Source organism: Chloroflexota bacterium, assembly GCA_023475225.1.
Taxonomy (GTDB): domain Bacteria; phylum Chloroflexota; class UBA6077; order FW602-bin22; family JAMCVK01; genus JAMCVK01.
Map to the genome: position 1 here is coordinate 89,655 of JAMCVK010000016.1, position 25,490 is coordinate 115,144.

A 25,490-nucleotide genomic window follows, 5' to 3' on the forward strand; every position below is an offset into this window, starting at 1 on the left:
CTACAATGGTAGAGGCTTTGAAGACTCAACAGATCACGCTTAACCTTGGTCCGCAACACCCCAGTACACACGGTGTTTTTCGGGCGATACTTACCCTTGAAGGCGAAGTTGTGGTCGATGCTGAGCCGATCGTTGGCTATCTACATCGGGCCATCGAGAAATTGGGGGAAGAGCGAACCTACCTTCAGGGCATGCCGCTGACTGATCGACTCGACTACGTCTCAGCTATGCCCAATAACCTGGCCTACGCCCTGGCTGTTGAGCAATTAGCCGATATTGCCGTGCCTGAGCGAGCGCAATACCTCCGCGTCATCATGGCCGAGCTCAATCGTATTGCCAGCCATCTCGTGGCCATAGGCACCTTCACCTCCGATTTGGGCGCCTTCTACACCCCATTTCTCTATATGTTGCGCGACCGCGAGTATATCCTGGATCTCTTCGAGATGGCCTGTGGTCAACGCCTGACCTACAACTATGTACGTTTTGGTGGTGTCAGTCGTGATGTCACAGAGGAGTTCATCGCTAAAGCCCGTCAATTCGTGGACTATATGCCACCTCGCATAGATGAGTACGAAGCCCTCCTAACAAGAAACGAAATCTTCCTCTCGCGCACCAAAGGTATCGGTGTCCTCCCAGCAGAGATGGCCATCAACTATAGCGTCAGCGGCCCTAACCTGAGGGCTTCTGGGGTGCGCTATGATGTGCGCCGAGCAGTCCCCTACAGTATCTATGATCGCTTCGATTTCATCATACCGGTTGGGATGAACGGAGACTGCTATGATCGTTATATGGTGCGTGTGGCTGAAATGCGCCAAAGCCTGCGGATCATTCGCCAGGCCCTGGACCATCTGCCCAAAGGCCCTGTAGCCAGTGAGATCCCCCGCATCCTGCGGCTGCCGGCCGGCGAAGTGCTCAGTCGAATCGAGGCCTCACGTGGCGAGCTCGGCTTCTATCTAGTCAGCGACGGCTCGCTAAACCCCTGGCGTTTCAAGGTGCGCTCTCCATCGTTTATTAATATCGGCGTATTTCGCGAGATCGTGCGCGGCGGTAAGGTGCAGGACGCTATAGCCATCCTGGGCAGTCTGGACATCATAATGGGTGAGGTGGATCGGTGACGCTGGAGTATATCAATAACCTTTTTGTCAATCTGCATGATCTCCTGGCTTCACTGCTCCTTCTGTTCTTACCCGCTTGGCTGGTAGATCTTTTGTTGACAGTGCTGGCCATCGCCGTGCTGATCGTCTTTCTGGTCATTGTGGTGATGAGTCAGGTTTATCTGGAACGACGGGTCATCGCCCGCATGCAAGATCGACTGGGACCGAATCGCGTTGGTCCCTTTGGTGTGCTTCAGCCGGTGGCGGACGTGATGAAGCTCCTCACCAAGGAGGATATTATCCCCTCCCAGGCTGATAGGATCTTGTTCCGTCTCGCCCCTATAATAGTACTTGTACCCGCTTTGTTGATCTACGCCGTCATTCCTTTTGGTCAGGGGATGACCATCGCCGATGTGAATATCGGTATCCTCTATGCCATTGCTATCGGTACTCTGACCACCATTGGCATCCTTATGGCCGGCTGGTCCTCAAATAACAAGTATGCCCTTCTAGCTGCGATGCGGGCGGTGGCCCAAATGGTCAGTTATGAGGTGCCTCTTGTCCTATCAGTGGTGGGGGTAATCATGCTCGCCGGATCGATGTCTATGGTGGATATTGTGAATACCCAGCGCCATCTTTGGTATATTGTGCCCCAGTTCCTAGGTTTTTTCGTCTATTTCACGGCGGCTACGGCCGAGCTTAATCGTTCCCCCTTCGATCTTCTGGAGGCTGATTCAGAGATCGTGGCCGGTTATCACATCGAGTATAGCGGCATTCGCTTCGCCTTGTTTTTCCTGGCTGAATACCTTAATGCCTTCGCCATAGCGGCTTTGGCCGCTACCCTCTTTTTGGGTGGTTGGCTTGGGCCATTTTTACCGCCATATATTTGGTTTCTAATTAAGTCCTATGGTCTATTCTTCATTCTGCTCTGGCTGCGTGGCACCCTGCCCAGAGTACGTGTGGATCATCTGATGGGATTTGCCTGGAAGATCTTATTGCCACTTGCACTAGTGAACATCTTGATCACGGGGGTTGGACTTTCCATTTCTCAGGCCAGTGTTTGATCAGGGAGGAAACAGCTCGCCAGGCAGGACCTCGTGAACTGAGGCGATGAAGACGAGCTGCTGAACATATGCTTGGTTTAGGTATTGGTAGAGGGCTTCTTGTTACCCTCAGGCATTTTCTGAGCAAACCGATCACGGTTCAATATCCAGAGGAAAGGCTCCCTGTCGCCGACCGCTTTCGGGGGCCGCCGGTACTCTCTTCCGATCCGGTCAGCGGTAGGGAGTTATGCATCGCCTGCGGACTTTGTGCACGGGCCTGTCCTCACGGCAACATCGCCATCACGCGCACTGTGGAGGCAGATGGGAGCCGGCGTCTATTAACTTACGAGATAGACATCGGACGCTGTCTCTTCTGTGGATTATGCGAGGAGGCCTGCCCTGTTCGGCCGGTCCGAGCAGTGCACATGAGCCACTTTTACGAACTAGCGGTGGAAGATCGCCAGCCTCTCGTCTATGACAAAGAACGTCTTCTCGAATTGGGGCGAAAGGATAAGCGGAGCCAATGACGGACTCGGTTATGACAGTCTCTTTCTACATACTCTCAGCCATCCTCCTCGGATCGGCCTTAGCCGTAGTATTCTTCCGCAGCCTAATTTACAGCGCTTTCTCTTTGGCCTTGTCTTTTCTCAGTGTGGCCGGGCTTTATATACTTTTGCGAGCGGACTTCATTGCTGCTGTGCAGATCGTAATCTATGTAGGCGCGGTCATGGTGCTCGTGCTCTTTGCTGTGATGCTGACCGAGCAAGTCCATTCACCGCGCAGCAACCCATTCAGTAGTCAGTCCATCGCAGCTGCCCTAATGATTCTGATCCTGTTGGGTATCATGGTGGTGGCTATCGCTCGTACACCTTGGGTAGTTAGTCCAGAAGTCACGGTAGGGCCAACCGCAGCCCTTCTCGGTCGGTTGCTCTTTACCGATTTTGCCCTTCCATTCGAGATAGCCTCCATCGTTCTCCTAGTAGCCATGATTGGGGCGATCATTATCGCCAGGGAAGATTGAACGATGAATATCTCACTGGAACATTACCTGATCTTGAGCGCGCTCCTTTTCTGCATTGGGCTTTTCGGCGCTTTGGCCAAGCGCAACGCAGTAGCGATCCTGATGTGTATCGAACTGATGCTTAACGCCGTCAATATCGCTTTGGTAGCTTTTGCTCATTACACGACGCCGGCCTACCTGGTTGGACAAGTATTCGCCGTTTTCGTCATGACCGTCGCTGCGGCCGAGGCGGCTGTGGGATTGGCCATCGTCCTGGCCGTCTATCGCCAGCGTGAGACGATAAGCATCGATGAGATCAACTTGATGAAATGGTAGCCGGAAGCGAAGGGGTTAAAAGGCGATGCTTTCCTATCTTTGGCTGATTCCCTTATTTCCGCTGCTCTCGCTATTAATCATTACCTTTTTTACCCTCAAGCGGCCTCGCCTCAGTGGGTACGTGACGATCGTCTCCATTTTTGGCTCTTTCATTTTATCCTGTCTCGTGCTCTGGCTTATGTTGACCGGCCAGTTTGGCTCTGGAGGCGAACATGGTCGCGTTTTGGAGACGAGCATCGCCTGGTTCACCATTGGCCAGACCCAGTTTCATCTTGGCTTGTTGCTGGATCCACTAACAGCAGTAATGCTCATCGTCGTTAGTGCAGTTAGTCTGGTAGTGCAGATTTATTCTCAGGGATACATGGCCGCTGATCCAGGTTATAGTCGCTACTTCGCCTTTATGTCCCTTTTCACTATGTCGATGCTGGGGTTGGTGCTGGCCAATAACTTTCTTATGATCTACATTACCTGGGAGTTGGTCGGACTTTGCTCCTATTTACTGATCGGGTTCTGGTATGCTAAACCAGAGGCTGCTGCCGCAGCCAAAAAGGCCTTCATCGTCACCCGTTTCGGCGACTTAGGATTTTTGATTGGCATCCTTATCCTTTTCTATTACACGCACACCTTCAATTTCACGGAGGTCTTTCGACAGGCAGCCGGGCTCGGCAGCACTGTTCTGACACTGACAGCTGTGTTGATTTTTTGCGGGGCTATCGGCAAGTCAGCCCAATTCCCCCTCCATGTCTGGCTACCAGACGCTATGGAAGGCCCAACCCCCGTCAGCGCCCTTATTCATGCGGCGACGATGGTGGCGGCTGGTGTATATTTAGTGGCACGTACTATGCCCTTATTCGCCCAATCGCCTGAAGCGATGTTAGTGGTAGCCAGCATCGGCGGCTTCACCGCCCTCTTCGCCGCCACAATGGGACTAGTAATGAACGATATCAAGCGGGTATTGGCTTATTCTACCATCAGCCAGCTCGGCTATATGATGCTAGGGTTAGGGATGGGTGGTTCTGTGGCCGGCATATTTCACCTGATGAACCATGGCTTCTTCAAGGCCCTGCTCTTTTTGGGCGCTGGCAGCGTTATGCACAGTACAGGGACAGCCGATATGCGCTCAATGGGAGGCCTGCGCAGGGTGATGCCCATCACCTTCTGGACTTTCGCCATCGCCTCTCTCAGCCTGGCTGGCATATTTCCATTTTCGGGATTCTGGAGTAAGGATGAGATCCTGGCTGATGCTCTGCACGGTGGGCAATGGCTACTGTTTGCTATGGGAATAGCTGGGGCGTGCCTGACGGCCTTCTATATGTTTCGGATCATCTTCCTCACCTTCTTCGGCGTCTATCGGGGCCACGGTGTAGTGGCCCAACCAGCCACAGCGGAGCACACGAGTCGCCGTTTCAGTGCTTTAGCCCAGACGCTAGAGGAGAAAAAGGATCAGACCCACACAGAGCATCTTGGGCGACTGCATGAATCGCCCTGGGTGATGACCATCCCTCTTATCCTGCTGGCCATCCCCTCCATTCTATCCGGTCTAATCAACGTGAATGGCGACTTCGCTCGCTTCATGGGCGAGAGCAAGCATGTTGCGGTAGACCCAGTCGTGGTTGGGGTCTCGATGTCGGCGGCTCTGCTGGGCATCTTACTCGCCTATGCGATGTACAGCGCCCGCTGGGTTTCTGCCGAGCGGGTGGGGCGTACCTTTGCTCCCATCTATAACACACTTTCCCATAAGTACTGGTTCGACGATTTCTATCAGGCCATCATTGATAAGGTGGTGTTGGGGCTATCCTTTGCGGCCCAATGGTTCGATCTGGTTGTCATTGACGGTATCGCCGATGGGCTAGGCTACGCTCTCTTAGCGACAGGCCGGGGCTTGAGCAGAATCGAGACCGGGCGTCTACAGAACTACGCTCTAGCCATATTCGCCGGCGTAGCGGTCATCGTAGGTTGGCTGTTCTTGACCGGGGTAATTCGCTGAGGTGCACTATGTTCAGAAGGATCACCTGTGTTGAAAGGATAAAACGGATGGGAGGCTCCCGATGATCCCGGGTTATTTGAGCCTCATCATCTTCTTGCCGCTGGTCGGTGCCATCATGATCGCCATACTACCAAAAGAAAGCGGGCGGGCCATAAAGCTGACTGCAGCGGGATTTTCTTTGGCCTGTCTACTATTAGCCCTACTACTGTTCGCCCAATTCGATGTATCTCACAGCGGACCCCAATTTGTGGAGAAGAGCCCCTGGATTCCTACCTTTGGCGTCTCCTACTTTCTGGGGGTCGATGGATTGAGCCTACCACTAGTTCTGCTCACGGCATTATTGACCTTTCTGTCCGTGCTCGCTTCCTGGAACATCGCCCTGCGAGTGAAAGAGTATTTTGCTCTTTTACTGGTCCTTGAGATGGGGATACTGGGTGTCTTTTCGGCGCTTGATCTCTTCCTTTTCTTCCTTTTCTGGGAAGTGGAATTGATACCGATGTACCTTTTGATCGCCATTTGGGGAGGTCCGCGGCGGGAATACGCTGCCATCAAGTTCGTTCTTTACACCTTCGCGGGCAGTGCCATCATGTTAGTCGGCATCTTTGCCCTCTACTTCAACTCAGGATTGAATACCTTCGATATGTTAGAGATAGGAAAGGTTCATTACCCGGCCGTCTTTCAGGCCATTGTTTTCATGCTCCTGTTCTTCGGTTTCGCTATTAAGCTGCCCGTCTTCCCCTTACACACCTGGTTGCCTGATGCCCACGTGGAGGCGCCTACAGCAGTGAGCGTGATCCTGGCCGGGGTATTGCTGAAGATGGGTGGCTATGGAATGATCCGCCTGTGCCTATCCATCCTGCCTCAAGCGGCCCACGATTACGCCTTTCTCATCGGCATACTGGCCGTGATCAACGTGCTCTACGGGGCTGGTGTCTCTATGGTTCAGAATGACCTGAAGAAGATGGTAGCCTATTCCAGCGTAAGTCATATGGGCTATGTGTTGTTGGGCATAGCTGCCCTGAATGAGCTGAGCCTCAATGGCGCTGTATTGCAGATGTTTACCCATGGCACCATCACCGGTTTACTGTTCCTATTGGTAGGATGCGTCTATGAGAAGACTCATACTCGGCTCATCTCCGAGATGGGCGGATTGGCCCCTCGCATGCCCTGGCTAGCAGTCATCTTCTCCATGGCCGGGTTAGCCTCGCTCGGCTTGCCCGGGATGAGCGGGTTCATTGCTGAGTTCCTGATCTTCGTGGGTTCCTTTGGCACATGGAAGGTCTTCACCATCCTTGCCGCAGCCGGCATTGTGCTTACGGCGGGCTATATTCTCTGGATGCTCCAACGCGTCTTCTTCGGTCCACCGCGCCCTCAGCTAGCTGATGTGGGAGATGCTCGCGCCCTGGAGCTCGTTCCCTTGGTTACTCTTATGGCCATCATTGTTCTTGTTGGGGTCTATCCGGCCATTCTCACTGACGTCATTCAGAGTGGGGTAATGCCGCTGATTACTCTGGTTGGATCACACCCAGGAGGATAAGGATTGAATCTCTTCTTGCTCTCTCCAGAGCTGGTCCTTTGTATGCTTGGGCTCACTCTCATCGCCCTTGATCTCTTGCTCCCAAGAGAGCGTAAATCTCTCTTGCCCTACGTAGCCCTGGTTGGTCTAATCATAGCAGCCGGCTTCACCCTCGCCCTTAGTGGTCAGCAGGGTGTCTCCTTCGGCGGCGCCTTGATTGTTGACCATCTTTCGATTTTCTTCAGGCTGCTCTTCCTGGCGGGGACGGCTCTGGTCGTTCTCGCTTCCATAGATTACGTACGGTATACAGGATTACCCGCAGGTGAGTACTATGCCTCCATCATTTTTGCGGCTATAGGTATGATGTTGCTCGCTAGCAGCCGTGAATTGATCACCATCTATATCTCCCTGGAACTTACTACCATCGCCCTGTGCATCCTAACCTGCCTTTTAAAAAGGGACGTTAAGTCGACCGAGGCAGGACTGAAATATATTTTGCTGGGGGCCCTATCCTCAGCAGCGCTACTTTATGGGATGGCCTTAGTCTATGGCTTAAGTGGAAGCACAATCCTGGACGATATCCGCACAGCGCTGGTGACGACCGGCGAGGAGCCGGCCTTGATCCTGGCCCTGGTTTTTCTCGTGGCCGGATTCGGCTTCAAGATGGCTTCTGTGCCGTTTCATATGTGGGTGCCTGATGTGTATGAAGGGGCTCCGACACCAGTGACGGCCTTCCTCTCCGTCGGATCCAAAGCAGCTGGCTTCGTCATCGTCCTGCGGGTGTTCACTACCGCCTTCCCGGCTATGCAAGGCATTTGGCTTCCGCTATTCGCCATCCTGGCAGCTGTGACGATGACCCTCGGCAATGTGGTAGCCCTGCGGCAAACCAACATTAAGCGCATGCTTGGCTACTCCAGCATCGCTCAGGCTGGGTATGCGATGGTCGGACTCTCGGCGCTCTCTCCCTCGGTGACCGCAAGCCTTCTCTTCTTTCTGCTGGCCTATACCCTGACGAACCTTGGTGCTTTCATTGCGGTCATCGCCTTTTCCGCTCAAGCGGGTGGTGATGAGATAGAGGACTATAATGGTTTGGCCAAACGTGCTCCGTTGCTTGCTTTCGGTCTGACTCTTTGCCTGCTCTCGTTAACGGGTATCCCCCCGATGGCTGGCTTCACAAGCAAGCTATATCTATTTGCAGAAGCGCTGGGACATGGCCTCTCCTGGCTGGTCGTACTCGGCCTGCTCAACAGTGTGGTGTCCATGTACTATTATCTGCGGGTAGTGAGGACGATGTACGTTAATGTTCCGGTGGTGGAGGGGATGGTTTACGTCTCGCCTCCCTTCCGGCTGGCCATGTGGGTAGCTATAGGCGGTATGCTGCTGCTGGGGCTATATCCAGCTCCATTTATGGAAGGGGCTAAGTCGGCCGTACAGGCTCTACTCCTCTTAGCGATCCAGGCATAGATACCTGAGGGAGTGAGACGCCTTGGAACCAGCGCTGCTATCAGTCGTGTTTGCTCATCATCGAGGCTGCGCCATATTCGCACTTGTGCATAGCTGCAGCCAGCTCAACCTCTTCGACCTTGCCGCACATTTCTAACCCGCAGTAAGGGCATTTCCATCCTTCCTTGACCTTCCCGGTGGATATAGGAGACATAAAGTAATGACCCACTATTTGCCCTCCAGTATGCCTTGCAAATGACTCAAAGTCTAACCTTCGGCTTCCAGATCGAATTCGGGGATGCCAAACCAATGTCCGGTCCTGGTCAAATAATCGTATTCTCCCTGGAGGATCAACAAGTGGCCTTCCTCCTCTTCGATCAGATATTGATACATCACCTTGCCGGAGGGATCAGAGGCCTGGGCAGCGGCCTCCGTATAAAAGGCGATGGAATCCCGCTCCGCCTGGATGCCTCGCCGCAGAGCAGACAGCTCGTGATCGCCCTCTCCTCTAGCTGGCGCTGAAGTAGAGGTAGGGGTGATGTCATCCTCACCCTTCTCAGCTTTAGGGAAGATGGGGGGTGTTCTCACCTTACGGTCAGCTATACCTTGCTCTAGAGGAGGCCACCTCTTAACCTCAGCGAGTGATTGGTAAGCGGACTCTAATGTACGAAGGTGGCTCAGCTCATCCTCTGCTAGCGTGCGGAACACTGCCTTCCCTTGCGCATCAGCGGTTGTCGTGGCCACGCTGGTGTAAAAGGCGTAGCCATCACGCTCAATCTGCATAGCCGTTTGTAAGGCGATAAAATCTTCTTCTAAATCGTCTGGCACGCTGTACCTCAGAACTAGAACTGCTAGGGAGGCCTTGTTGGCCGTTTTCCCCGGCCACACCCAGCGACTATGGCTCTATCTTCTCAAACAGGTCCTTTGCTGCCCCACATTCGGGACAGACCCAGTCATCAGGCAAGTCTGTAAAAGAGGTACCCGGTGCTATACCATGGTCTGGATCACCTGTCGCTGGGTCGTAGATATAGCCACAAATTGAGCATTGCCATTTTCCCAAAGCGTCTTCCTCCCTCAGAGATGCTTAGGTATCTGAGTAAGGGTGACCAAACCGGGCGAATCAAACTGGGGTTGGCGGAGAGGGTGGGATTCGAACCCACGAGGCCTTGCGGCCTACACGCTCTCCAGGCGTGCGCACTAGACCAGACTATGCGACCTCTCCATCTAGCCCGATATGTACGATAGATGTGACTGGCGGAGAGGGTGGGATTCGAACCCACGAGGCTCAGCGCCCACCGCTTTTCGAGAGCGGCACCATCAACCACTCGGACACCTCTCCCCGTCCGTCCGAAATTATAGCACGGTCAACTCGTCTGGCTCAAGTGATTGACAGCTGCTCTTGTTATGTATTATATTATAAGTGCACACTTAAGCCGGATGGATAAGGGCTGCTGAGCTGCCCGTCAGGAAGGGGGGAGCACATGAAAGCAGTAGTCATGGCCGGTGGCGAAGGGTCGCGGCTACGCCCATTAACTGTGGCCCGCCCCAAACCAATGGTGCCCATCGTCAACAAGCCCGTCATCCAGCACATCTTCGATCTCCTCAAGCGACACCATATAACCGACGTTGTCGTCACTGTTCAGTATCTTGCCTCCAGCATCCAGGACGCTTTCGGCGACGGCAGCGATCTGGGCTTGAAGATCACCTATTCAGTTGAGGATACGCCCTTGGGGACAGCCGGAAGCGTTAAAAACGCCCAAAAAGAACTCGATGATACCTTTATCGTGATCAGCGGTGATGCCCTGACTGATTTTGATCTCACAGCCATCATCGACTTCCACAAGCAAAGGCGGGCCATGGCCACCTTGACGCTGTATCACGTCCCTAATCCCTTAGATTACGGTGTAATCGTCACCGATGAGGATGGATGTATCAGACGATTCCTGGAAAAGCCCGGCTGGGGCGAAGTCTTCTCCGACACAGTCAACACCGGCATCTATGTACTAGAGCCAGGTATTTTTGACTATATCGAGAGTGGCCGATCGGTTGATTTCAGTCAGGACGTATTTCCCCAGCTTCTCAGGCAGGGAGAAGCGCTCTACGGATACATAGCTTCGGGTTACTGGTGCGATGTAGGCAATATCGCTGAGTATATGCAGGCTAACGCTGATCTTTTGATGGGTAAAGTCAATCTGGAACCGCTCGGTAAGCATCTGGGTGGAGATGTCTGGTGTGAGAGCGATGATGTTGAGATTGCTCCCGATGCACAGCTCTATGGCCACGTTTGGTTGGGCAACTCCAGTAAGGTGAAGGGGGGTGTAATCATCCATGGACCTAGTGTTGTTCATAGCTATAGTATCATCGATTCGCGCGCCCATATTGATCGCTGCATTATCTGGCGCAATTCTTATATAGGGGAACACAGCGAGGTACAGGGAGCGATAATCGGACAACAGTGCAGTCTTAAGAGCAAGGTGATGATCTTCGAAGGGGTGGTGATTGGAGACCTGACGACGGTTGGGCAGGGAGCTATCATTCAGCCCAACATCAAGATCTGGCCAAATAAGGAGATCGAAGCTGGCACCAGGGTCTCCTCCAGCATCGTTTGGGGAGCCCAGGGACGTCGAGTTCTATTCGGGCGATGGGGCGTTGCTGGCTTAGTGAACATCGATTTAACCCCCGAATTTGTGGCCAAGTTAGGGGCTGCCTATGGGGCTACTCTGCCCAGGGGGGCGACGGTCGCTATGAATCGCGATCCACATCGCAGCTCCCGGATGCTTAAGAGGGCGATGATCAGTGGCTTACCTTCTGCGGGTGTCCATGTGCTGGATATCAAATCAATGCCCATACCCGTTGCCCGTTACGTTACGAGGGTGAGCGACACCATTGGTGGGGTACATGTGCGTATATCACCCTTCGATAATCGGGCCATCGATATTAAATTCTTCGATCAGCATGGGTTTGATGTAGATCGCAACGCCCAGCGCAAGATAGAGAACATCTTCTTCAGGGAAGACTTCCGCCGCGTCTATATGGATGAGATTGGCCGCATCACCGAAGCCCCCCAGTTAGTGGACCTCTATGTTAAACACCTGGTTAAGTCTATCGACAGCTCTATCCTACACCCTGGACATCCGTGCCTGTTAGTCATAGACTATGCTAATTCCACTGCTTCGTCGATCCTACAGCAGATACTCAACCAATTTGGTTGTAATGTCGTTCCCATTAATGCCGCCGTCGAGGAGGATAAGCTCTCACGCTCAGCGGAGGAGTTTCAAGAGGACATGCGGAAATTAGGGCTTATCACCAAGAGCTTGCAGGCTAAGTTTGGTGCACGCCTGGACGCTGGTGGGGAGATAGTATCTGTTGTCGATGACCAGGGAGAGCTGCTGCCGGGATGGACGCTTCTGGCAGCGGTCGCTCTACTGATGCTGAAGGAGAATCCGGGAGGCAATATCGCCGTGCCAGTTACAGCCCCCAATGTGTTTGAGGCGCTTGCGGCAATGTATGGTGGCAACGTCATCCGGACGAAGGCCAGCACGCATAGCCTTACCACTGCGGCTTCACATGAACGTTGTATACTGGCTGGTGATGAGAATGGTGGACTCGTCTTTCCCCACTTTCAACCGGCTATGGATGGCCTACATGCTATAGCTAAAATCCACGAATTACTGCTCAAGCAGAATACAGAACTGGCCGAAGTGGTACGGTCATTGCCCCCTTATTACATAACAAGGACGAAGGTGCCTTGTCCCTGGGAGGACAAGGGGCGGGTCATGCGCCTGCTCAGTGAGCAATACAAGGACCAGCGTGTGAGACAGATTGATGGAATCAAGATCGAGCTGGGCGAAGAATGGGTCTTAGTACTGCCGGATACCGATCGTCCCCTCTTTCACATTATAGTTGAAGCTACTTCGAGTGAGGGGGCAAAGGTACTCTCAGAGAAGTATGCTGCGCTGGTCAGCAGCTTGCAGCACTGAGGGTTTTGCGTGCTCGCCTCTTCCTGATCAGATATCCTGTAACCAAAACCGAGATCGAAAGGCCAACCAGGGCCAGCACTTGGGCCTCCTGGAGTCCCCAGAACCACACCTCTTCCTGCCGGACGAAGGTGAGGAAGAAACGCCCCAGGGAGTAGAGGAACAGGTAACCACAGAAGAGCAAGCCATCGGTCCGCAATCTCGTCCTCAGCTGCCAGAGCAGAGCTAAGGCCGCGCTGTTCCATATCATCTCATAGACAGGGTAAGGATGAGTAGGGACGCCCCACAGGGAGCGCGGTATCAGCGCAGCGGGATGGGTATAGACGAACCCCCAGGGTAGGTCGGTAGGCCCCCCGTAAGCATCGCCATTAACGATACACCCCAGCCTGCCCACGATCTGGCCAGATAATAGTGCTATGGCGGCCACATCGGCCAGGCGGGCTAGAGGTATGCCTTTGGATCTGGCGTATACTGCTCCAGCGACGAAGCCCCCAGCAACCCCTCCCCAGATGGCCAGTCCACCTTGCTGAAAGGAGAGGATGGAGGTCGGATTGGCAAGGTAGTAGCCAATCCTGTCCACCACGTGAAAAAGCCGGGCACCAACAATCCCCACCACCGCTCCCCACATCGCTACAGCGTAGATATCGTCTGCGGCGATGCCCTTACGCTGGCCCTCCCTCACTGCCACCAGAATGGCCACAGAGATAGCAGCAACGATGGCCAGGCCATACCAGCGCAGCGCAAAATTGCCAAGGTGAAAGATAACAGGATCGATGTTTATGGTAATGCCATTCACTTGATGCCTCCCTATCCTGTATAGTGTTTATTAGGCAGGTTGGTGGGAAAGAGACAGGATTTGATCTAACGAGTAAGCCCCGTAACCCAGCTCCGCAACCAACACTACTACCGCTGCAATGAGAAGCCATCTCTTACTCTTTTCCAAATCGCCTCTAACTTTAAGCCGATTTTAGGCCCCCCGTGGTGTCAGGAAGTTAAGAAAAAAGGCAGCAACAAGGATGAGCGTGGCTGAGATCATCGCCCCCCTTTTTACCTGGCCCATGTCCCATTTCCAATGCGCCAGCCGCGGGCACAGGCCATGGCTCTGGATGATCTCCAGCATGATAGTTATGCCCACAGCGTTGGAGAGGACGCCAGCAATGATGAAGAACAGCTGGTAGTTCACCAAAAAGACAGCCAGCCCAGACAAGCCCAGGAGGGGTAGGATATCGCTCAGGTGGTGGGCACAGCAGGCTACCATAGAACCAGCGGAGACGCCACCGGAGGCGGCTACAGAGGCCGTAGCAGCACTACGTCGTTCCCGCACGCCCTGCCTGATGAAGGAGAACAGGCCAGCCTGAACGCCGAACCCGCCAGCCAGGGCCACCACCCAGTACCATAGCCTGAGGGTCTGGTCCAGGGCATGCTTCAGGCCCTGCGCCAGGATAATGATACCCAGGTAGACCAGAAGCAGCAGGACGGCAGCTCCTACCCCGATTAAAATGTGCCTTTTCACTTGTCACCTCCAGTCAACTGCTCGCCTCAGAAATTTTGTCCTAGTCCCCTCCCAGCTCCCATTTGAGAACCCTTTCCTTAACCCCAGCCCCATATCGAATGATGAGATTAAGGTATTTAGCCTTCCCCTGGCTCAGGGAAGCGGGAACAGGGAAGGTGAGGGTGCCGCTGCGGTGATGACCTCCTGGAGCAGAGCGCCAGGCAGCGGGGCGATATTCTTTACTTTCATCGTCTCGTAGCACAGCCAATTCCCCCAGGTCATACTGGTCCAGGTTCACCGAATGAGTGTTCATGGCCACATCAAATACCAAAAAACCACTCCTTACCCCAATCCATTCTACATCGATAGTTACATCTCCCCCGGTGCTGGACTGCATTAGCCCATTCATGGGCCCCCTAAAAGGTTGAGGAACAGTCGGGGAAGCCGGAACCAAGGGTGAGGGGAGAGCAGTGCCTTCTTCCTGCTGAGGCTGTTGGGACGCAGGAGGTGAGGAGCATCCTGTGATAATGACGGCCACAACAAGAACAAAGATGGCTAAGCCTAAGCCTTTGGAAGATCTGGTCATTCCTTGTTTCCTTTTCAGAAGGTCTTGAGTGCCCGCTCTACAACGACCATGGCATCCGCTGCTTCTACGGTCAGCCAGACAACCTTCTCCTTAGAGTTATAGAAGAAATGCTTCCCGCCAGGGCCCTCAACCTGGAAAATCCCGTGGCCTGCAATAGTTAGCCGCTGGAGGTTGCCAAAGCCTGCGCCTCCCCTTTCTATACCCTCAATCATCCTCCTAGTAAGCTCCGCCGCGACGCTTTCACTTTCCGCTCCACCGACCCATACGGTAACCCGTTCGCCACCGTGGGCATACTCCGCAATGTAGGCAGTCACCAGGTTGACATCGGTGCCGTGGAGTCTCCTTACTTGAGCCAGGGTCTCAGAGCCTTCAACCTTGCTTACAAGTTCCAGTGGCCCAAAACGCCCAGGCACACGCACTTGCTCTCGGGGTGCCAGAACGTTTTGCCCAAAGCTGAACCACACCAGGGCCAGGAATCCGGCAACAATGAACAGTTGAGATAGAACCAGGCCACGCTGTTTCTTTCTCCTTGATGATGTGACGCTGGCAATCCTATTCATGGAAGCCTTCGGCCCCCTCTTGCAGATAGCGGCATAGGTCTTCCTCTTCTATCCTAGCTCCCAGGCTGAACTGCCCATCGATGATAACCACCGGAATGATGTTCCTATAGCGCTCATAGAGGGCGCTGTCGGTTGTAATGTCGATTTCCTGTATAGTAATAGAGAACCTGCCCCTGAGGCGATGAAGTATCTCCCTGGCCTCATCGCACAAGCAGCACCCCTCCTTAGTATAGAACAGAATGTGATGCTCTTCGTCCATCATCTTCTTCTCAGCGCCATCACCTTCCCTCTACAATGCCGCCCTAGCTCGCATAGCCTGTTGTTATGCTCTTTGACCATCTTGGTGATTCTCGCTCTTTCACACCCTTTCTGCGGCCTATCTCCCCCCTCTGGCATATCCTCTACTAGCCATAGATGACCTGCTAAGACAGGTAGCGTAGCCTAATGCCCGTGCCTGCCACCTTCCATCTCACCCTTGGCCATGATGTACTTGGCTGGATTTTTCTCGAAGGCTTTCTTGCAGCCCACGGCGCAGAAATAGTAGGTCTTGCCCATATGCTCGGACTTGGCCGGCGCCGTCTTCTCGTCTACTTCCATGCCACACACTGGATCTTTTGCCATCTGTTGCCTCCTTTTTTTGTTTCTTTTTCGTTCCTCCAGGGACTCCGAGCAGGCACTCTTCATAGTGCCTTAAGCTCGCCCGACCTTATCTTCCCCACCAGGATATCCCATTCTTCCTTGTCAAGACCACCAGATGCTTGCCTCGGAGTTCCTATCGTCACCTCTTCTCGCCCCATTGTTCTTGCTCTTCCCTAGTAGGGTAGCCTACACCCCGCGCTTCTTTTTCACCAGCGGAGTAACGATGGGTATGAGGACAATCATGGAGAGCAGAAACACCCAGCCCGCACCGCCTATGCGGGTTACCCAATCATATTCCCCAATCAGGGTGATGGCCAGAAACAGTCCCGACGCCGCCAAGGATATGCTGGTATAGATTAAGGCGCTTATGAAGCCTACACCGCCGATCTTCATAGTAGTTCCTTCCTACGTTCAATCTGATGGCTGGCAGGCACCACCACTTGGGCCGGCTGCAATGCCCCCGGGCGTCCCACCCGCCTTACAGGTGGGATGTAGCCCCGCATCCGTAACGTGTTCAAGGTCACCGATAGGGAGCTAGTAGCCATGAGCAAAGCTGCCAGCTCCGGGCTCACCATCTGGGCGAAGAAGGGATAAAGGAGCCCGGCCCCAATAGGGATAGACAGCGTATTGTAGCCAAAGGCCCAGCCTAGGTTCTGTTTTATCAGGCGCAATGTCTGCCTGGCTACCTGGAGGGCTGCCACCACGTCCACCAGGTCATCCTTGATGAGGATAACATGGCCAGTCTCTTTGGCCACATCGGTGCCTGATCCGATGGCGATGCCGGCGTCGGCCTGAGCCAGGGCAGGAGCATCATTGATACCATCCCCTACCATGGCCACCCGCAAGCCCTCGTCCTGGAGCTTCTTAACCTCGTTGGCCTTGTCCTCCGGCAGCACCTCGGCCAGCACTCTGTCAATGCCCACCTGCCGGGCGATGGCCTCGGCGGTGCGTCGGTTGTCCCCGGTGATCATGGCCACCTGGAGGCCCATGCGATGGAGTTCCTCTACCGCCAGGGCTGAGGTCTCTTTTAGAGTATCGGCCACGGCCACGATGCCGGCAGGTACCCCATCCACCGCTACAAACATGACGGTCTTACCTTCGCTCTCCAAGCGCTCTGCCTCGGGCAGCAGCCTGTCTGGGGACACCTTTCGCTCCGCCATAAGCTTCCGGTTGCCCAACAGGATAGTGCGACCATTAAGCTGAGCCTCCACGCCATGCCCTGGTATGGCGTTGAAGCTGTCGGCATCCTCGGGCTCCATCCCCCGTCCCCGGGCACCACGGACGATGGCCTCGCCCAGGGGGTGCTCGGAGTTCTTCTCAGCCACCGCTGCCATATGTAACACCTCCTCCTGAGTCAGGTGGCCCAATGTCACCACATCGGTCACTGAAGGCTCCCCTCTGGTCAGGGTGCCGGTCTTGTCGAAGATCACCACCTGAATCTTAGCCGTGGCCTCCATAGCATCAGCCCCCTTAAAGAGAATGCCGTGCTCTGCTGCCTTGCCGCTTCCAGCCATGATAGCGCTGGGCGTAGCCAGTCCCACGGCACAGGGGCAGGAGATGATGAGCACAGTGACGGAGGTAAGCAGGGCGAAGCCAAAGACCCCCATGCCAGTAAGGAGGTAAGGGGTAAGGATAAGACGGCTTTCAGGAGCGAACCACAGTCCGTACCCAACGAAGAACCAGAACAGGAACACCATCAGGGCCAGGGCATGCACCCCCAGGATGAAGTGTCCAGCTACCTGATCAGCGAGCTTCTGGATGGGAGCCTTGGTGAGCTGGGCATCCTCCACCAGCTTGATGATTTGGGCCAGAGCAGTATCCTTGCCCACCCTGGTGGCACGGAACTTGAAGGCACCGGTCTTATTGATGGTGCCGCCGATGACCTCATCGCCAGCCTTCTTCTCCACCGGCATGCTCTCCCCGCTGATCATGGATTGATCCACAGAAGAGTATCCTTCCAAGACCAGCCCGTCCACCGGGATAGCTTCGCCAGGGCGGACTGCCAGTATATCGTCCAGTTCCACCTCTTCGGCAGGAATCTCCAGTTCCTGGCCATCGCGCAGCACTCTCGCCCGCTTAGGCTGGAGCTTCATCAAACGGCGGATGGCCTCAGAGGTGCGGCCCCGTGTGATCGCCTCCAGGTAGCGGCCTAGGATGATGAAGGCCGTAAGCAAGGCCGCTGCCTCGTAGAAAGTGGCCTCTCGACCGCCAAAGCCGGCGTCAGGCCAGAAGGTGTTAATGACAGCGATAAGATAAGCAGCGCCGATTCCTGTAGCATAGAGGAGGTTCATGTCAGTCAGGCCCTTCTTCAGGCCGTTCCAGCTATTGATAAAGAACTGGCGGCCCGGTCCGAAGACGATGGGCGTGGTCAGAAAGAAGAGAAGGATCTTGTTGTTCATCCAGGATGGTATGATGTTGGGCAGGACCCAGTAGGGCTGGAAGGTGCCTATCATCACCAGCAGGCCTATTGACCAAGCGATAAGCATATTGATGAGCTGGCGGCGGATCTCCTGCTGGCGGGCCTCCTTCTCCCGGTCCAGGGCCTCCTGCCCCTCAGCCCGTTCCACAGCCTCGTAGCCTATCTCCCGGATGGCCTCCTTTATCTCCGCTACCGAAGTGATCTCCGGCACGTAGTCCACCCGGGCGCTGCCCGAGGCCAGATTGACCACCACTTTTCCTACACCGGGCAGGTCGCCCACTGCCTTCTGAACGTTCTCCACACAGGAGGCACAGGTCATGCCCGTGACCTGGAGGTTAGCGGTGTTCAAGACCACCTCGTATCCTATCTCATCCACTGCCTTCTTCATGGCCGCCAGGGTCACCTGGACAGGGTCGTACTCCACCGCCGCCTTCCCCGTGGCCAGGTTGACCACCACCGCTTTTACGCCGCGCACCCCCTTAAGGGCCAACTCCACATTGGACACACAGGAGGCGCAGGTCATGCCCCCGATAGACAGGGACACCTTCTTCGAACCCTTAGTTGTCATTTCCTAAATCCCCTCTAAAATCTTACCACTTTCCGGTTTAAGGTTGCCATACTTCATCACAATCTTGGCTAATGGCACCCGGCGTTATGTTTGCCCGATCCCTGTTGGTCCTCTTCCTTACCCACCTCGGGATTCTGTGGTGGGTTGTGCTGGTGGCCTCCCATCCCGCACCCCATACCCCCATGGCCACGGGACTGACCCCACATCATGAACAGGAAGAACAGGCCGAAGACTATCCATATACCGTAACCTTGCAGAAACTCACCCATATTGGTTTTCCCCTCCTTTTTCCTAATCTCATCTTAAAACGCCCGTCTTAAAGGTCTATGAGTCTTGCCTAAGAATGGGCTGAGAATTTAGCGTTCGTAGCTAACACAGGCAAGAATGCTGGTGTCTTCTCCTTATAGATTTTGTACCTGTCGCCAAATCTCTCCTCTAACTCCTTTTCTTCTTTCCTGGCCAGCCAGTAGTAGGTTAGCATCAAAACGGGTGCCATCAGTATAGTGATGATAGTAGGCCACTGAATAAGCATGCCTACTATGATCAAGAGCAACCCAAGGTATTGAGGGTGGCGCACCAGACTATAGATGCCCTCGGTCACCAGTTCACCCCTGGCTCGGTGTATCTTCTTCCAGCCGATGCCCATTACCACAAGCCCAGCTATCATAAGTAGGCTACCAAGGGTGCAGAGCAACAGGCTCCAGCCCCCAAGCAGTACTCCCCATAAATGACCGCTGCCGTGGGCAAACGGATTAGATGCTGGATAGACATTGCCCAAGACTGAGGTCAAGATATAGATGGTCAGGGGAAAGCCGTACATCTCAGTGAAGAGCGCCACCAAAAAAGCACCGAACAGACCCAGGGAGCGCCATTCCCACTTTCTGCGGGGTGTGAGGAAGCTCAAGGCGAACAGGAGGAAGAAAAGGACATTAAAGATCACTGCACCCCAAAGTCCATAAGCATAGGTATCATGCATGTGAAAGCTCCCTTTTCGAAGTGGCCTTTGCCTTTCTGCCGTTGCCCTTTTGCACTATGAGCTTGCCCCGATACATGCCAAACTGGCAGGTGAAGAGAAACTGGCCAGCCTTATTTGGGGTGAACATTATTGGCGTGGTTTTGTAGGCAGGCAAGCGACGCCTTACGCTGAGCTCGGAAAAAATGACCCACTCCGAACATGGGTTGTCCTCGTTTCTGGCAAAGTTGAGCTTCACAGGGACACCCTGCTGAACAAGGACAACATCTGGCTGGTAGCGACCATTGACCACGATAGTCATCTCCTGGACAGATTCCTGGTTGAGTTTAGCTCTAGCAGGGCGACGGCCTCGGAACGCCAAGAGGACGATTACGCTGGCAACACTAGCTACCACAAGGACCATCAGGATTAGCCAGGTGCTCATAGGTTTCCTCTCTTTGGCTGCCGCTTGGCCGGACAAGAGAGGGCTATCTCTTGCTCCTAAACCCTTCGGCGAACCTGGACAGTGTGCTGCCTTTAACGAACCTTTACAAGCCTTAATGTTAGCTTTTTCTGGCCTAATCTCATTGCCGCTATGAGAAGAACGCCCAAGGCGATGTAACCTGGCATCAAACCTACCATAGCATCCTCCTTTCCTTCCTGTCGTCATGCTAAACAACTGGGCTTAAACCAATCTGAGCCCTAGCTGAGAAATAGCTTAGAATTTGAGTGGTTTAGCTCCCTAGCAAAAAAGAGGGCCTCATCCCATGAGGCTCTCTCCAAAAAGTCCACACGTTTTGAGCGGTATGCCCTCTAGTCAAAGCTAGGCTGGCAAAGCGGGTAGTCGCGCTGTAAAGGTACTACCCTGGCCGGGCTTGCTCCATACATCTATCTCCCCGCCATGCTCTTCAACTATCCACCTTGCGATTGATAGCCCAAGGCCACTACCGCCGGGATCTCTGGCTCGTGCTCTATCTGCCCGGTAGAAGCGGTCGAAGATATGAGGCAGGTCTTCTTCCTCAATGCCGATCCCCGTATCTTGCACGCCGAGCACAGCCCAATCTCCCTGGCGAGAGAGGGAAATAGACACTCTACCACCGGCGGGCGTATACCGCAGCGCGTTGTCAACAAATATCAAGAGAAGCTGCCTCAACCGGTCACGGTCTCCGGAAACCATAATCGGCTCCAGATCGCTGATAGATATTTGCACATCTGAGGTCATGGACAAGGCCTGACGATGCACATCCATTACCAGGACATCCAGCTCAACCGGCTGGACATCAAGCCTCTGTCCGGCATCGGCCTGGGCAATGGAGAGAAGGTCAGAGACCAGGCGGGAGAGGCGCTCCACCTCTTGGCGGGCATCGTCGATGGCCCGTGCCTGTTCCTCAGGCGGCATTTGTCCCACGCGCTTTAGCAGATCTAAGTTTCCTCGGATAGTGGTCAGCGGTGCCCTAAGTTCGTGGGAGGCGTCAGCCACGAAGCGACGCTGGGCAGCATAGGCAGACTCCAGGCTAGCCAACATTTCGTTGAAGGTAACCGATAGCAATCCCACCTCGTCACGTGACCCCTTCTCCTCCAGTCGACGACTGAAGCCCTGAGACAGGGCGATGGCCCGGGCCGTCTCGGTAATATCGGAGATTGGCTCGAGAGCCTTCCCCGCTAGGGCCCAGCCGGTCAGCCCAGCCAGTACCAGAGCGCCAATGCCGCCCCCCACTACAATAACCAGGAGACGATCCAGGGCCTCCTCATACACGGCCGTGGAAGTGGCCACTTGCACCAGGGCCGTTATTCGGCCATCGGTACTCACTGGCCTGAGATAAATCTTGAGATGGCTCCCCTGGAGTTCACCTTCGTAGGTAAGAGCCTTGCCCGAACGGGCTTCGGTTAGCGCTTGGACAGAGAGAGGGAGGGACCGTCCTTCCAGGTTAGTAGAGCTACCCATCGTGGCACCCTGGGGGTCTAGAACCACCACATATACCCCAGGCGACTCGAAGGCATCTAGAGGAGGCAGGATGAACGGCATGCGGCTGGAGCTGGCAATCTCCAGAGCCACCTCTATATGTTCCGCCCGGTCCTTTATGCTCCTTTCAGCCATAGTGTTTAGGTGCCGGGCCATCAAGAAGTAAAGCCCTAGTCCAAAGACCAACAGGCTCACCCCAAGAATGAGGGTATACCAAAGGGCCAGTCGCAAGCGGATGGACAAGGCAATTCACTCTTCCCGGAGGACATATCCAGCGCCGCGCACGGTGTGAATGAGGCGTTTTCTCCCTTCAACCTCCAGTTTGTTGCGAAGATACCGGACATAGACCTCCAGCACGTTGGATTCACCCCCGAAATCGTAGCCCCATACTCTTTCCATAATGATGTCACGTGTTAGCACCCGCTCAGGGTTACGGAGAAATAGGACCAGCAACTTGTATTCTGTTGTAGAAAATTCGATGACGCGGTCGCCGCGTTTGGCCTGCCTGCTGGCTGTATCCAGAGTAAGGTCAGAATAGCGCAACACTTCGTGGGCTTCAGGTTCCCGGCGCCGCAGCAGGGCATGCACCCGAGCCAACAATTCCTCGAAAGCAAAGGGCTTCACCAGATAGTCATCGGCGCCAGTCTCCAGTCCGACAACCCTGTCAGAGACGGTGTCTTTGGCAGTAAGCATGAGGATAGGCACATTTCCCCCAGCCCGCAGTCGACGGCACACCTCCAGGCCATCCATCCCGGGCATCATAATGTCCAGGATGACCACGTCAGGGGGCGTTTCTCGCGCAATATCCAGGCCTTGTCTCCCCTCATACGCCACGTCAACCACGTACCCCTCATAGGTGAGTCCTCGGCGCAGCAAGTCGGTTATCCGTTTGTCATCATCAATAACCAGAACGCGAGCTTTCACGGCGTATCCCTTGCTTACAATATTCTAGCCCTTGTTCTCACGCGTACGCGTGAGGTTTTTGAAAAATTTTTGGGGTCTGTCATCTCAGTCCCGACCCAGGATAGCCTCTAAGCGTCCTATAACCACCTGGGGCTGGATACTCTCCATACATATATGCCTCACCTGTAAGCACTCATCGTTAGAGAAGTGGTTCTGCGCACACAGGCAACATTCCTCCTCCGGCAGGACTACCTGTAGATTAGCCGCTTGCGGCGTCCACAACCGCCAGGGGCTGGCTCCAAATAAAGCCAGGGTGGGCGTGCCCACGGCCGTGGCCATGTGCATAATACCGTTATCAATGGTGACGCAGGCCATCGCCTGCTGTAACGCCCCAGCTACTTGGGGAAGGGTCATCTTCCCCCGCAGGTCACGCAAGGGGGTGTGCTCCAGCAAGCATCTCTCCTCCAGAACAGAGTGATAAAAGCGCTGTTGCTCGGAGAGACGAGCGCCCAAAAGCCCCACCTCCAAGCCCTGAGAGTAGCACCAGGAGATCAACTCCCTCCAGTATTCGACCGGCCACATCTTGGCCCGACGGCGTCCCCCTATGGCGATAAGGATCGGTGGGATGGCGATAGACGGAGCCGCCAGGGGCACCTCCGTCCGCTGGAAGTCGGTCTCTACCCTCGCCAACCGACAGAAGACCTCCCCGATGAAGTTAGAGGAGAGAATATCGCTGTAGCGCCTTAAAAAAGAGGGGTCAGCCCAGTTCTCGTCGTAGATGGCCTCGATGCGGCTCTCAGCGCGAGGCATCTCTCGCCGTAGCTCCGGTTCGTAACAGCCGCCCACTATGTACTTCGCCCCTAACAGGGTGGTGACGAGGCTGCTCACCTTGTGAGACTCACAGTTGATGGCCAGATCATAAGGACCAGCCGCAGCTTGCCTGCGGCGGATGTAGACGCTCAACCGAGGACAGAGTCCCTCCCGTCCATAAATGGAGAAGCGCGAATCAATAAGCGGCAAGGCTTCCTCAAGCTCCTTCGTCCGCTCGCCACTGAAATAATCGATCGTACCGCCTGGATACTTCTGGCGCAACCCCCGCAGCAGAGGGGTGATCACCACGAAGTCCCCGATCGAATCATAGAAAAGGACAGCTATATGTGGCTTAGGCCGTAGCTCCTGGCCGGTGAACCGTTCCACCCCATACCCTCGCTCATGCCGACAGCGGTTTTGAGGGAAGATTAACAGGTGTTCCACCTACTTGTCAAAGTTGAGCCTCACTTAAGTAAGATGTATACTAGCCCTAAAACATGTCCGGCGAAGCCAGGGGCAAAACCCCTGTAATGAACCCTCACCACAGACTTAAAGGAGCGCTTTATGAATAAAATTGAGCGAGTGTTAGCTGCTCTTCAAGGAAATCTGCCGGATCGTGTGCCCCTGAGCATCTGGGGACACGACTACCAGCGCGAATGGTCGGCCGCAGACCTGGCCACGGCCACCCTAGAGCGCTATTGGAAATACAACCTGGATTTCATTAAGGTCAACCCCAGGGCTACCTACTACGCCGAGGCTTGGGGCAATCAGTACATTCCCTCTGCAGATCCCCACAAAGGGCCCGAATGTCTCACCACAGCGGTGAAGAACAGTGCTGATTGGGATAAGCTTACGGTCCTTGATCCCACCGAGGGGGTGCTAAACGAGCACTTGCAAGCCCTGCAGCTGATAAGAGACAAGCTGAAAGACGAAGCCTTCTTCATTCAAACCGTCTTCTCACCCCTCTCCGTGACCAAATACCTGGTCGGGAATAGTCCTGAGGTGATCCTCGCCCACATGAAGGAGAATCCACAGAATCTTCATCACGCCCTTTCCGTCATCGCCAAGACTCTCGCCGCTTACGCTCAGCTCTGTCTGGAGTGCGGCGCAGCTGGCATCTTCTTCGCCACCACCGGTTGGGCCAGCTACGACCTGCTCAGCGAAGAGCAGTATCGTGAGTTTGGGCGGCCATACGATCTGATCGTCCTGAAGGCGATCCAGGACAAGGGTGTCTTCAACGTCCTGCATAACTGTGGTCGCAACATCATGTTTGATCTCCTGGCCGATTATCCGGTACAGGCCATCAGTTGGGCCGCCACCCTAGCGGAGAATCCCAGCCTGGCTGATGGACTGCGGCGGATGACTAAGGCAGCCATGGGGGGCATCGCTGAGAAGATCACTTTGAAAGACGGCTTGCCAGAGGTAGTGAAACAGGAGGCACGTCAGGCCATCGAACAAACCGCTGGACGCCGCTTCCTGCTGGCTCCAGGCTGCTCAGTGCCCACCCAAACGCCAGAAGTCAACCTTTGGGCCATGCGCCGGGCCGTTGAGGATTGAACCTAGGACTTCATCCGGCGTCGCAGTTCGCTTGAGACCTCAGCTAGGGTGAGATCGTGGTAGGCCATGGCCACAAGCAGGTGATAGACGAGATCGGCCATCTCGGCAATGACCCTTTCCTTGCCATCACTCTTGGCCGCCAGGATGAACTCGATCGTCTCCTCTCCAACCTTCTGCAGGATGCGGTCCTGTCCCTCGCTTAAAAGACGATTCGTATAGGAATCCGGCCGCGGATTCCTCTTTCTATCCATGATTACGTCGTAGACCTGCTCGATGATACTCCCTTCCCTCACCCTTATTCTCCTGGACCATAGGCTCGCCTATAGAAGCAGCTCACCTCACCGGTGTGACAGGTCGGCCCTTCTGGATGCACCTTCAGCAACAGGGCATCAGCATCACAGTCAACCCAAATCTCTTGCAGATGCAAAAAGTGGCCGCTGGTCTCGCCCTTCAGCCAAAGACGGCGCCGCCGACGACTCCAGAAGTGCACTCTACCAGTTTCAAGCGTCCTCTCCAGGGCGTCACGATCCACGTAGCCCAGCATAAGCACCTGGCCGGAGGCGGCATCCTGGACGACGGCTGGCAGCAAGGCGTGCTTATCCCAGCGGAGTTGATCGATCCATGACGTTGTCGGGGTAGTCATTG

Annotated in this window: 29 protein-coding genes and 2 tRNA genes; 10 read left to right on the forward strand and 21 right to left on the reverse strand. The window is 54.7% G+C overall.

Annotation, left to right across the window (positions count from 1 at the left end):
* Positions 1 to 5: 5 nt before the first annotated feature.
* The 8 genes from M1136_03185 (at position 6) to nuoN (ending at position 8,440) form a co-directional block, all read left to right on the forward strand.
* The gene (locus M1136_03185) at positions 6 to 1,115 is read left to right on the forward strand and encodes an NADH-quinone oxidoreductase subunit D (GenBank protein ID MCL5074644.1); all 1,110 of its coding nucleotides are present in this window, start codon (positions 6 to 8) and stop codon (positions 1,113 to 1,115) included.
* Between the two features lie 53 nt (positions 1,116 to 1,168).
* Positions 1,169 to 2,158: an NADH-quinone oxidoreductase subunit NuoH gene (nuoH, locus tag M1136_03190; protein ID MCL5074645.1), complete on the forward strand. Its 990-nt coding sequence runs from the start codon at positions 1,169 to 1,171 to the stop codon at positions 2,156 to 2,158.
* 68 nt (positions 2,159 to 2,226) lie between these two features.
* On the forward strand, positions 2,227 to 2,664 hold the full coding sequence (locus M1136_03195) for an NADH-quinone oxidoreductase subunit I (protein MCL5074646.1): 438 nt from the start codon (positions 2,227 to 2,229) through the stop codon (positions 2,662 to 2,664).
* Positions 2,661 to 3,158 (forward strand): NADH-quinone oxidoreductase subunit J, encoded by a 498-nt coding sequence (locus M1136_03200; protein MCL5074647.1) that lies wholly within the window; start codon positions 2,661 to 2,663, stop codon positions 3,156 to 3,158. The genes M1136_03195 and M1136_03200 overlap by 4 nt, the downstream gene beginning before the upstream one ends.
* Before the next feature lie 9 nt (positions 3,159 to 3,167).
* Positions 3,168 to 3,473 (forward strand): NADH-quinone oxidoreductase subunit NuoK, encoded by a 306-nt coding sequence (gene nuoK / locus M1136_03205; protein ID MCL5074648.1) that lies wholly within the window; start codon positions 3,168 to 3,170, stop codon positions 3,471 to 3,473.
* Positions 3,474 to 3,498: 25 nt separating this feature from the next.
* Complete coding sequence (gene nuoL, locus M1136_03210) at positions 3,499 to 5,460, forward strand: NADH-quinone oxidoreductase subunit L (GenBank protein MCL5074649.1); 1,962 nt, start codon at positions 3,499 to 3,501, stop codon at positions 5,458 to 5,460.
* Positions 5,461 to 5,521: 61 nt separating this feature from the next.
* Complete coding sequence (locus M1136_03215; GenBank protein MCL5074650.1) at positions 5,522 to 6,997, forward strand: NADH-quinone oxidoreductase subunit M; 1,476 nt, start codon at positions 5,522 to 5,524, stop codon at positions 6,995 to 6,997.
* A 3-nt stretch (positions 6,998 to 7,000) separates the two neighbouring features.
* The gene (gene nuoN / locus M1136_03220; protein ID MCL5074651.1) at positions 7,001 to 8,440 is read left to right on the forward strand and encodes an NADH-quinone oxidoreductase subunit NuoN; all 1,440 of its coding nucleotides are present in this window, start codon (positions 7,001 to 7,003) and stop codon (positions 8,438 to 8,440) included.
* 40 nt (positions 8,441 to 8,480) lie between these two features.
* Here the strand turns inward: nuoN and M1136_03225 are convergent, their stop codons facing one another.
* The 5 genes from M1136_03225 to M1136_03245 form a co-directional block, all read right to left on the reverse strand.
* Positions 8,481 to 8,648: a hypothetical protein gene (locus tag M1136_03225; GenBank protein ID MCL5074652.1), complete on the reverse strand. Its 168-nt coding sequence runs from the start codon at positions 8,646 to 8,648 to the stop codon at positions 8,481 to 8,483.
* A gap of 38 nt (positions 8,649 to 8,686) precedes the next feature.
* Positions 8,687 to 9,247: a ferritin family protein gene (locus tag M1136_03230; GenBank protein ID MCL5074653.1), complete on the reverse strand. Its 561-nt coding sequence runs from the start codon at positions 9,245 to 9,247 to the stop codon at positions 8,687 to 8,689.
* Positions 9,248 to 9,314: 67 nt separating this feature from the next.
* On the reverse strand, positions 9,315 to 9,479 hold the full coding sequence (locus tag M1136_03235; GenBank protein MCL5074654.1) for a rubredoxin: 165 nt from the start codon (positions 9,477 to 9,479) through the stop codon (positions 9,315 to 9,317).
* A 72-nt stretch (positions 9,480 to 9,551) separates the two neighbouring features.
* Positions 9,552 to 9,641 (reverse strand) — tRNA-Ser (locus M1136_03240).
* 30 nt (positions 9,642 to 9,671) lie between these two features.
* Positions 9,672 to 9,758: transfer RNA gene (locus M1136_03245), tRNA-Ser, on the reverse strand.
* Between the two features lie 142 nt (positions 9,759 to 9,900).
* On the opposite strand from M1136_03245, the gene M1136_03250 reads away from it, so the two are divergent.
* Positions 9,901 to 12,399 (forward strand): mannose-1-phosphate guanyltransferase, encoded by a 2,499-nt coding sequence (locus M1136_03250; GenBank protein MCL5074655.1) that lies wholly within the window; start codon positions 9,901 to 9,903, stop codon positions 12,397 to 12,399.
* On the opposite strand, the gene lgt is transcribed toward M1136_03250, so the two are convergent.
* The 14 genes from lgt to M1136_03320 all read right to left on the reverse strand — a co-directional run bounded on the left by lgt (position 12,380) and on the right by M1136_03320 (position 23,732).
* Entirely contained in the window at positions 12,380 to 13,192 is an 813-nt protein-coding gene (gene lgt, locus M1136_03255; GenBank protein ID MCL5074656.1) for a prolipoprotein diacylglyceryl transferase, read from the reverse strand. The two genes, M1136_03250 and lgt, sit on opposite strands and share 20 nt — an antisense overlap.
* A 171-nt stretch (positions 13,193 to 13,363) precedes the next feature.
* Positions 13,364 to 13,909 carry a hypothetical protein gene (locus M1136_03260; protein ID MCL5074657.1) on the reverse strand — a complete coding sequence of 182 codons (546 nt, stop codon included), beginning with the start codon at positions 13,907 to 13,909 and terminating at the stop codon, positions 13,364 to 13,366.
* A 40-nt stretch (positions 13,910 to 13,949) separates the two neighbouring features.
* Entirely contained in the window at positions 13,950 to 14,297 is a 348-nt protein-coding gene (locus M1136_03265) for a hypothetical protein (GenBank protein ID MCL5074658.1), read from the reverse strand.
* A gap of 191 nt (positions 14,298 to 14,488) precedes the next feature.
* A complete protein-coding gene (locus M1136_03270) occupies positions 14,489 to 15,034 on the reverse strand; it encodes a hypothetical protein (protein MCL5074659.1) in 546 nt (181 codons plus the stop codon).
* The gene (locus M1136_03275; GenBank protein ID MCL5074660.1) at positions 15,027 to 15,296 is read right to left on the reverse strand and encodes a glutaredoxin family protein; all 270 of its coding nucleotides are present in this window, start codon (positions 15,294 to 15,296) and stop codon (positions 15,027 to 15,029) included. The genes M1136_03270 and M1136_03275 overlap by 8 nt, the downstream gene beginning before the upstream one ends.
* A 179-nt stretch (positions 15,297 to 15,475) precedes the next feature.
* Positions 15,476 to 15,655, reverse strand: coding sequence for a YHS domain-containing protein (locus M1136_03280; protein ID MCL5074661.1), 180 nt, complete (start codon positions 15,653 to 15,655; stop codon positions 15,476 to 15,478).
* A 204-nt stretch (positions 15,656 to 15,859) separates the two neighbouring features.
* The gene (locus M1136_03285) at positions 15,860 to 16,066 is read right to left on the reverse strand and encodes a hypothetical protein (protein ID MCL5074662.1); all 207 of its coding nucleotides are present in this window, start codon (positions 16,064 to 16,066) and stop codon (positions 15,860 to 15,862) included.
* Positions 16,063 to 18,660 (reverse strand): heavy metal translocating P-type ATPase, encoded by a 2,598-nt coding sequence (locus M1136_03290; protein ID MCL5074663.1) that lies wholly within the window; start codon positions 18,658 to 18,660, stop codon positions 16,063 to 16,065. The genes M1136_03285 and M1136_03290 overlap by 4 nt, the downstream gene beginning before the upstream one ends.
* A gap of 68 nt (positions 18,661 to 18,728) precedes the next feature.
* The gene (locus M1136_03295) at positions 18,729 to 18,929 is read right to left on the reverse strand and encodes a hypothetical protein (protein MCL5074664.1); all 201 of its coding nucleotides are present in this window, start codon (positions 18,927 to 18,929) and stop codon (positions 18,729 to 18,731) included.
* A 68-nt stretch (positions 18,930 to 18,997) separates the two neighbouring features.
* A complete protein-coding gene (locus tag M1136_03300) occupies positions 18,998 to 19,636 on the reverse strand; it encodes a DUF1295 domain-containing protein (protein ID MCL5074665.1) in 639 nt (212 codons plus the stop codon).
* Positions 19,629 to 20,057 (reverse strand): cupredoxin domain-containing protein, encoded by a 429-nt coding sequence (locus M1136_03305; protein MCL5074666.1) that lies wholly within the window; start codon positions 20,055 to 20,057, stop codon positions 19,629 to 19,631. The genes M1136_03300 and M1136_03305 overlap by 8 nt, the downstream gene beginning before the upstream one ends.
* 378 nt (positions 20,058 to 20,435) lie before the next feature.
* The gene (locus M1136_03310; GenBank protein ID MCL5074667.1) at positions 20,436 to 21,818 is read right to left on the reverse strand and encodes an ATP-binding protein; all 1,383 of its coding nucleotides are present in this window, start codon (positions 21,816 to 21,818) and stop codon (positions 20,436 to 20,438) included.
* A gap of 6 nt (positions 21,819 to 21,824) precedes the next feature.
* Positions 21,825 to 22,499: a response regulator transcription factor gene (locus M1136_03315; GenBank protein MCL5074668.1), complete on the reverse strand. Its 675-nt coding sequence runs from the start codon at positions 22,497 to 22,499 to the stop codon at positions 21,825 to 21,827.
* A gap of 84 nt (positions 22,500 to 22,583) precedes the next feature.
* Positions 22,584 to 23,732: a glycosyltransferase family 9 protein gene (locus M1136_03320; GenBank protein ID MCL5074669.1), complete on the reverse strand. Its 1,149-nt coding sequence runs from the start codon at positions 23,730 to 23,732 to the stop codon at positions 22,584 to 22,586.
* A gap of 120 nt (positions 23,733 to 23,852) precedes the next feature.
* On the opposite strand from M1136_03320, the gene M1136_03325 reads away from it, so the two are divergent.
* Complete coding sequence (locus M1136_03325; GenBank protein MCL5074670.1) at positions 23,853 to 24,845, forward strand: hypothetical protein; 993 nt, start codon at positions 23,853 to 23,855, stop codon at positions 24,843 to 24,845.
* Between the two features lie 2 nt (positions 24,846 to 24,847).
* On the opposite strand, the gene hisE is transcribed toward M1136_03325, so the two are convergent.
* A complete protein-coding gene (gene hisE / locus M1136_03330) occupies positions 24,848 to 25,138 on the reverse strand; it encodes a phosphoribosyl-ATP diphosphatase (protein ID MCL5074671.1) in 291 nt (96 codons plus the stop codon).
* A gap of 2 nt (positions 25,139 to 25,140) precedes the next feature.
* On the reverse strand, positions 25,141 to 25,488 hold the full coding sequence (gene hisI / locus M1136_03335; GenBank protein ID MCL5074672.1) for a phosphoribosyl-AMP cyclohydrolase: 348 nt from the start codon (positions 25,486 to 25,488) through the stop codon (positions 25,141 to 25,143).
* Positions 25,489 to 25,490: the final 2 nt, after the last annotated feature.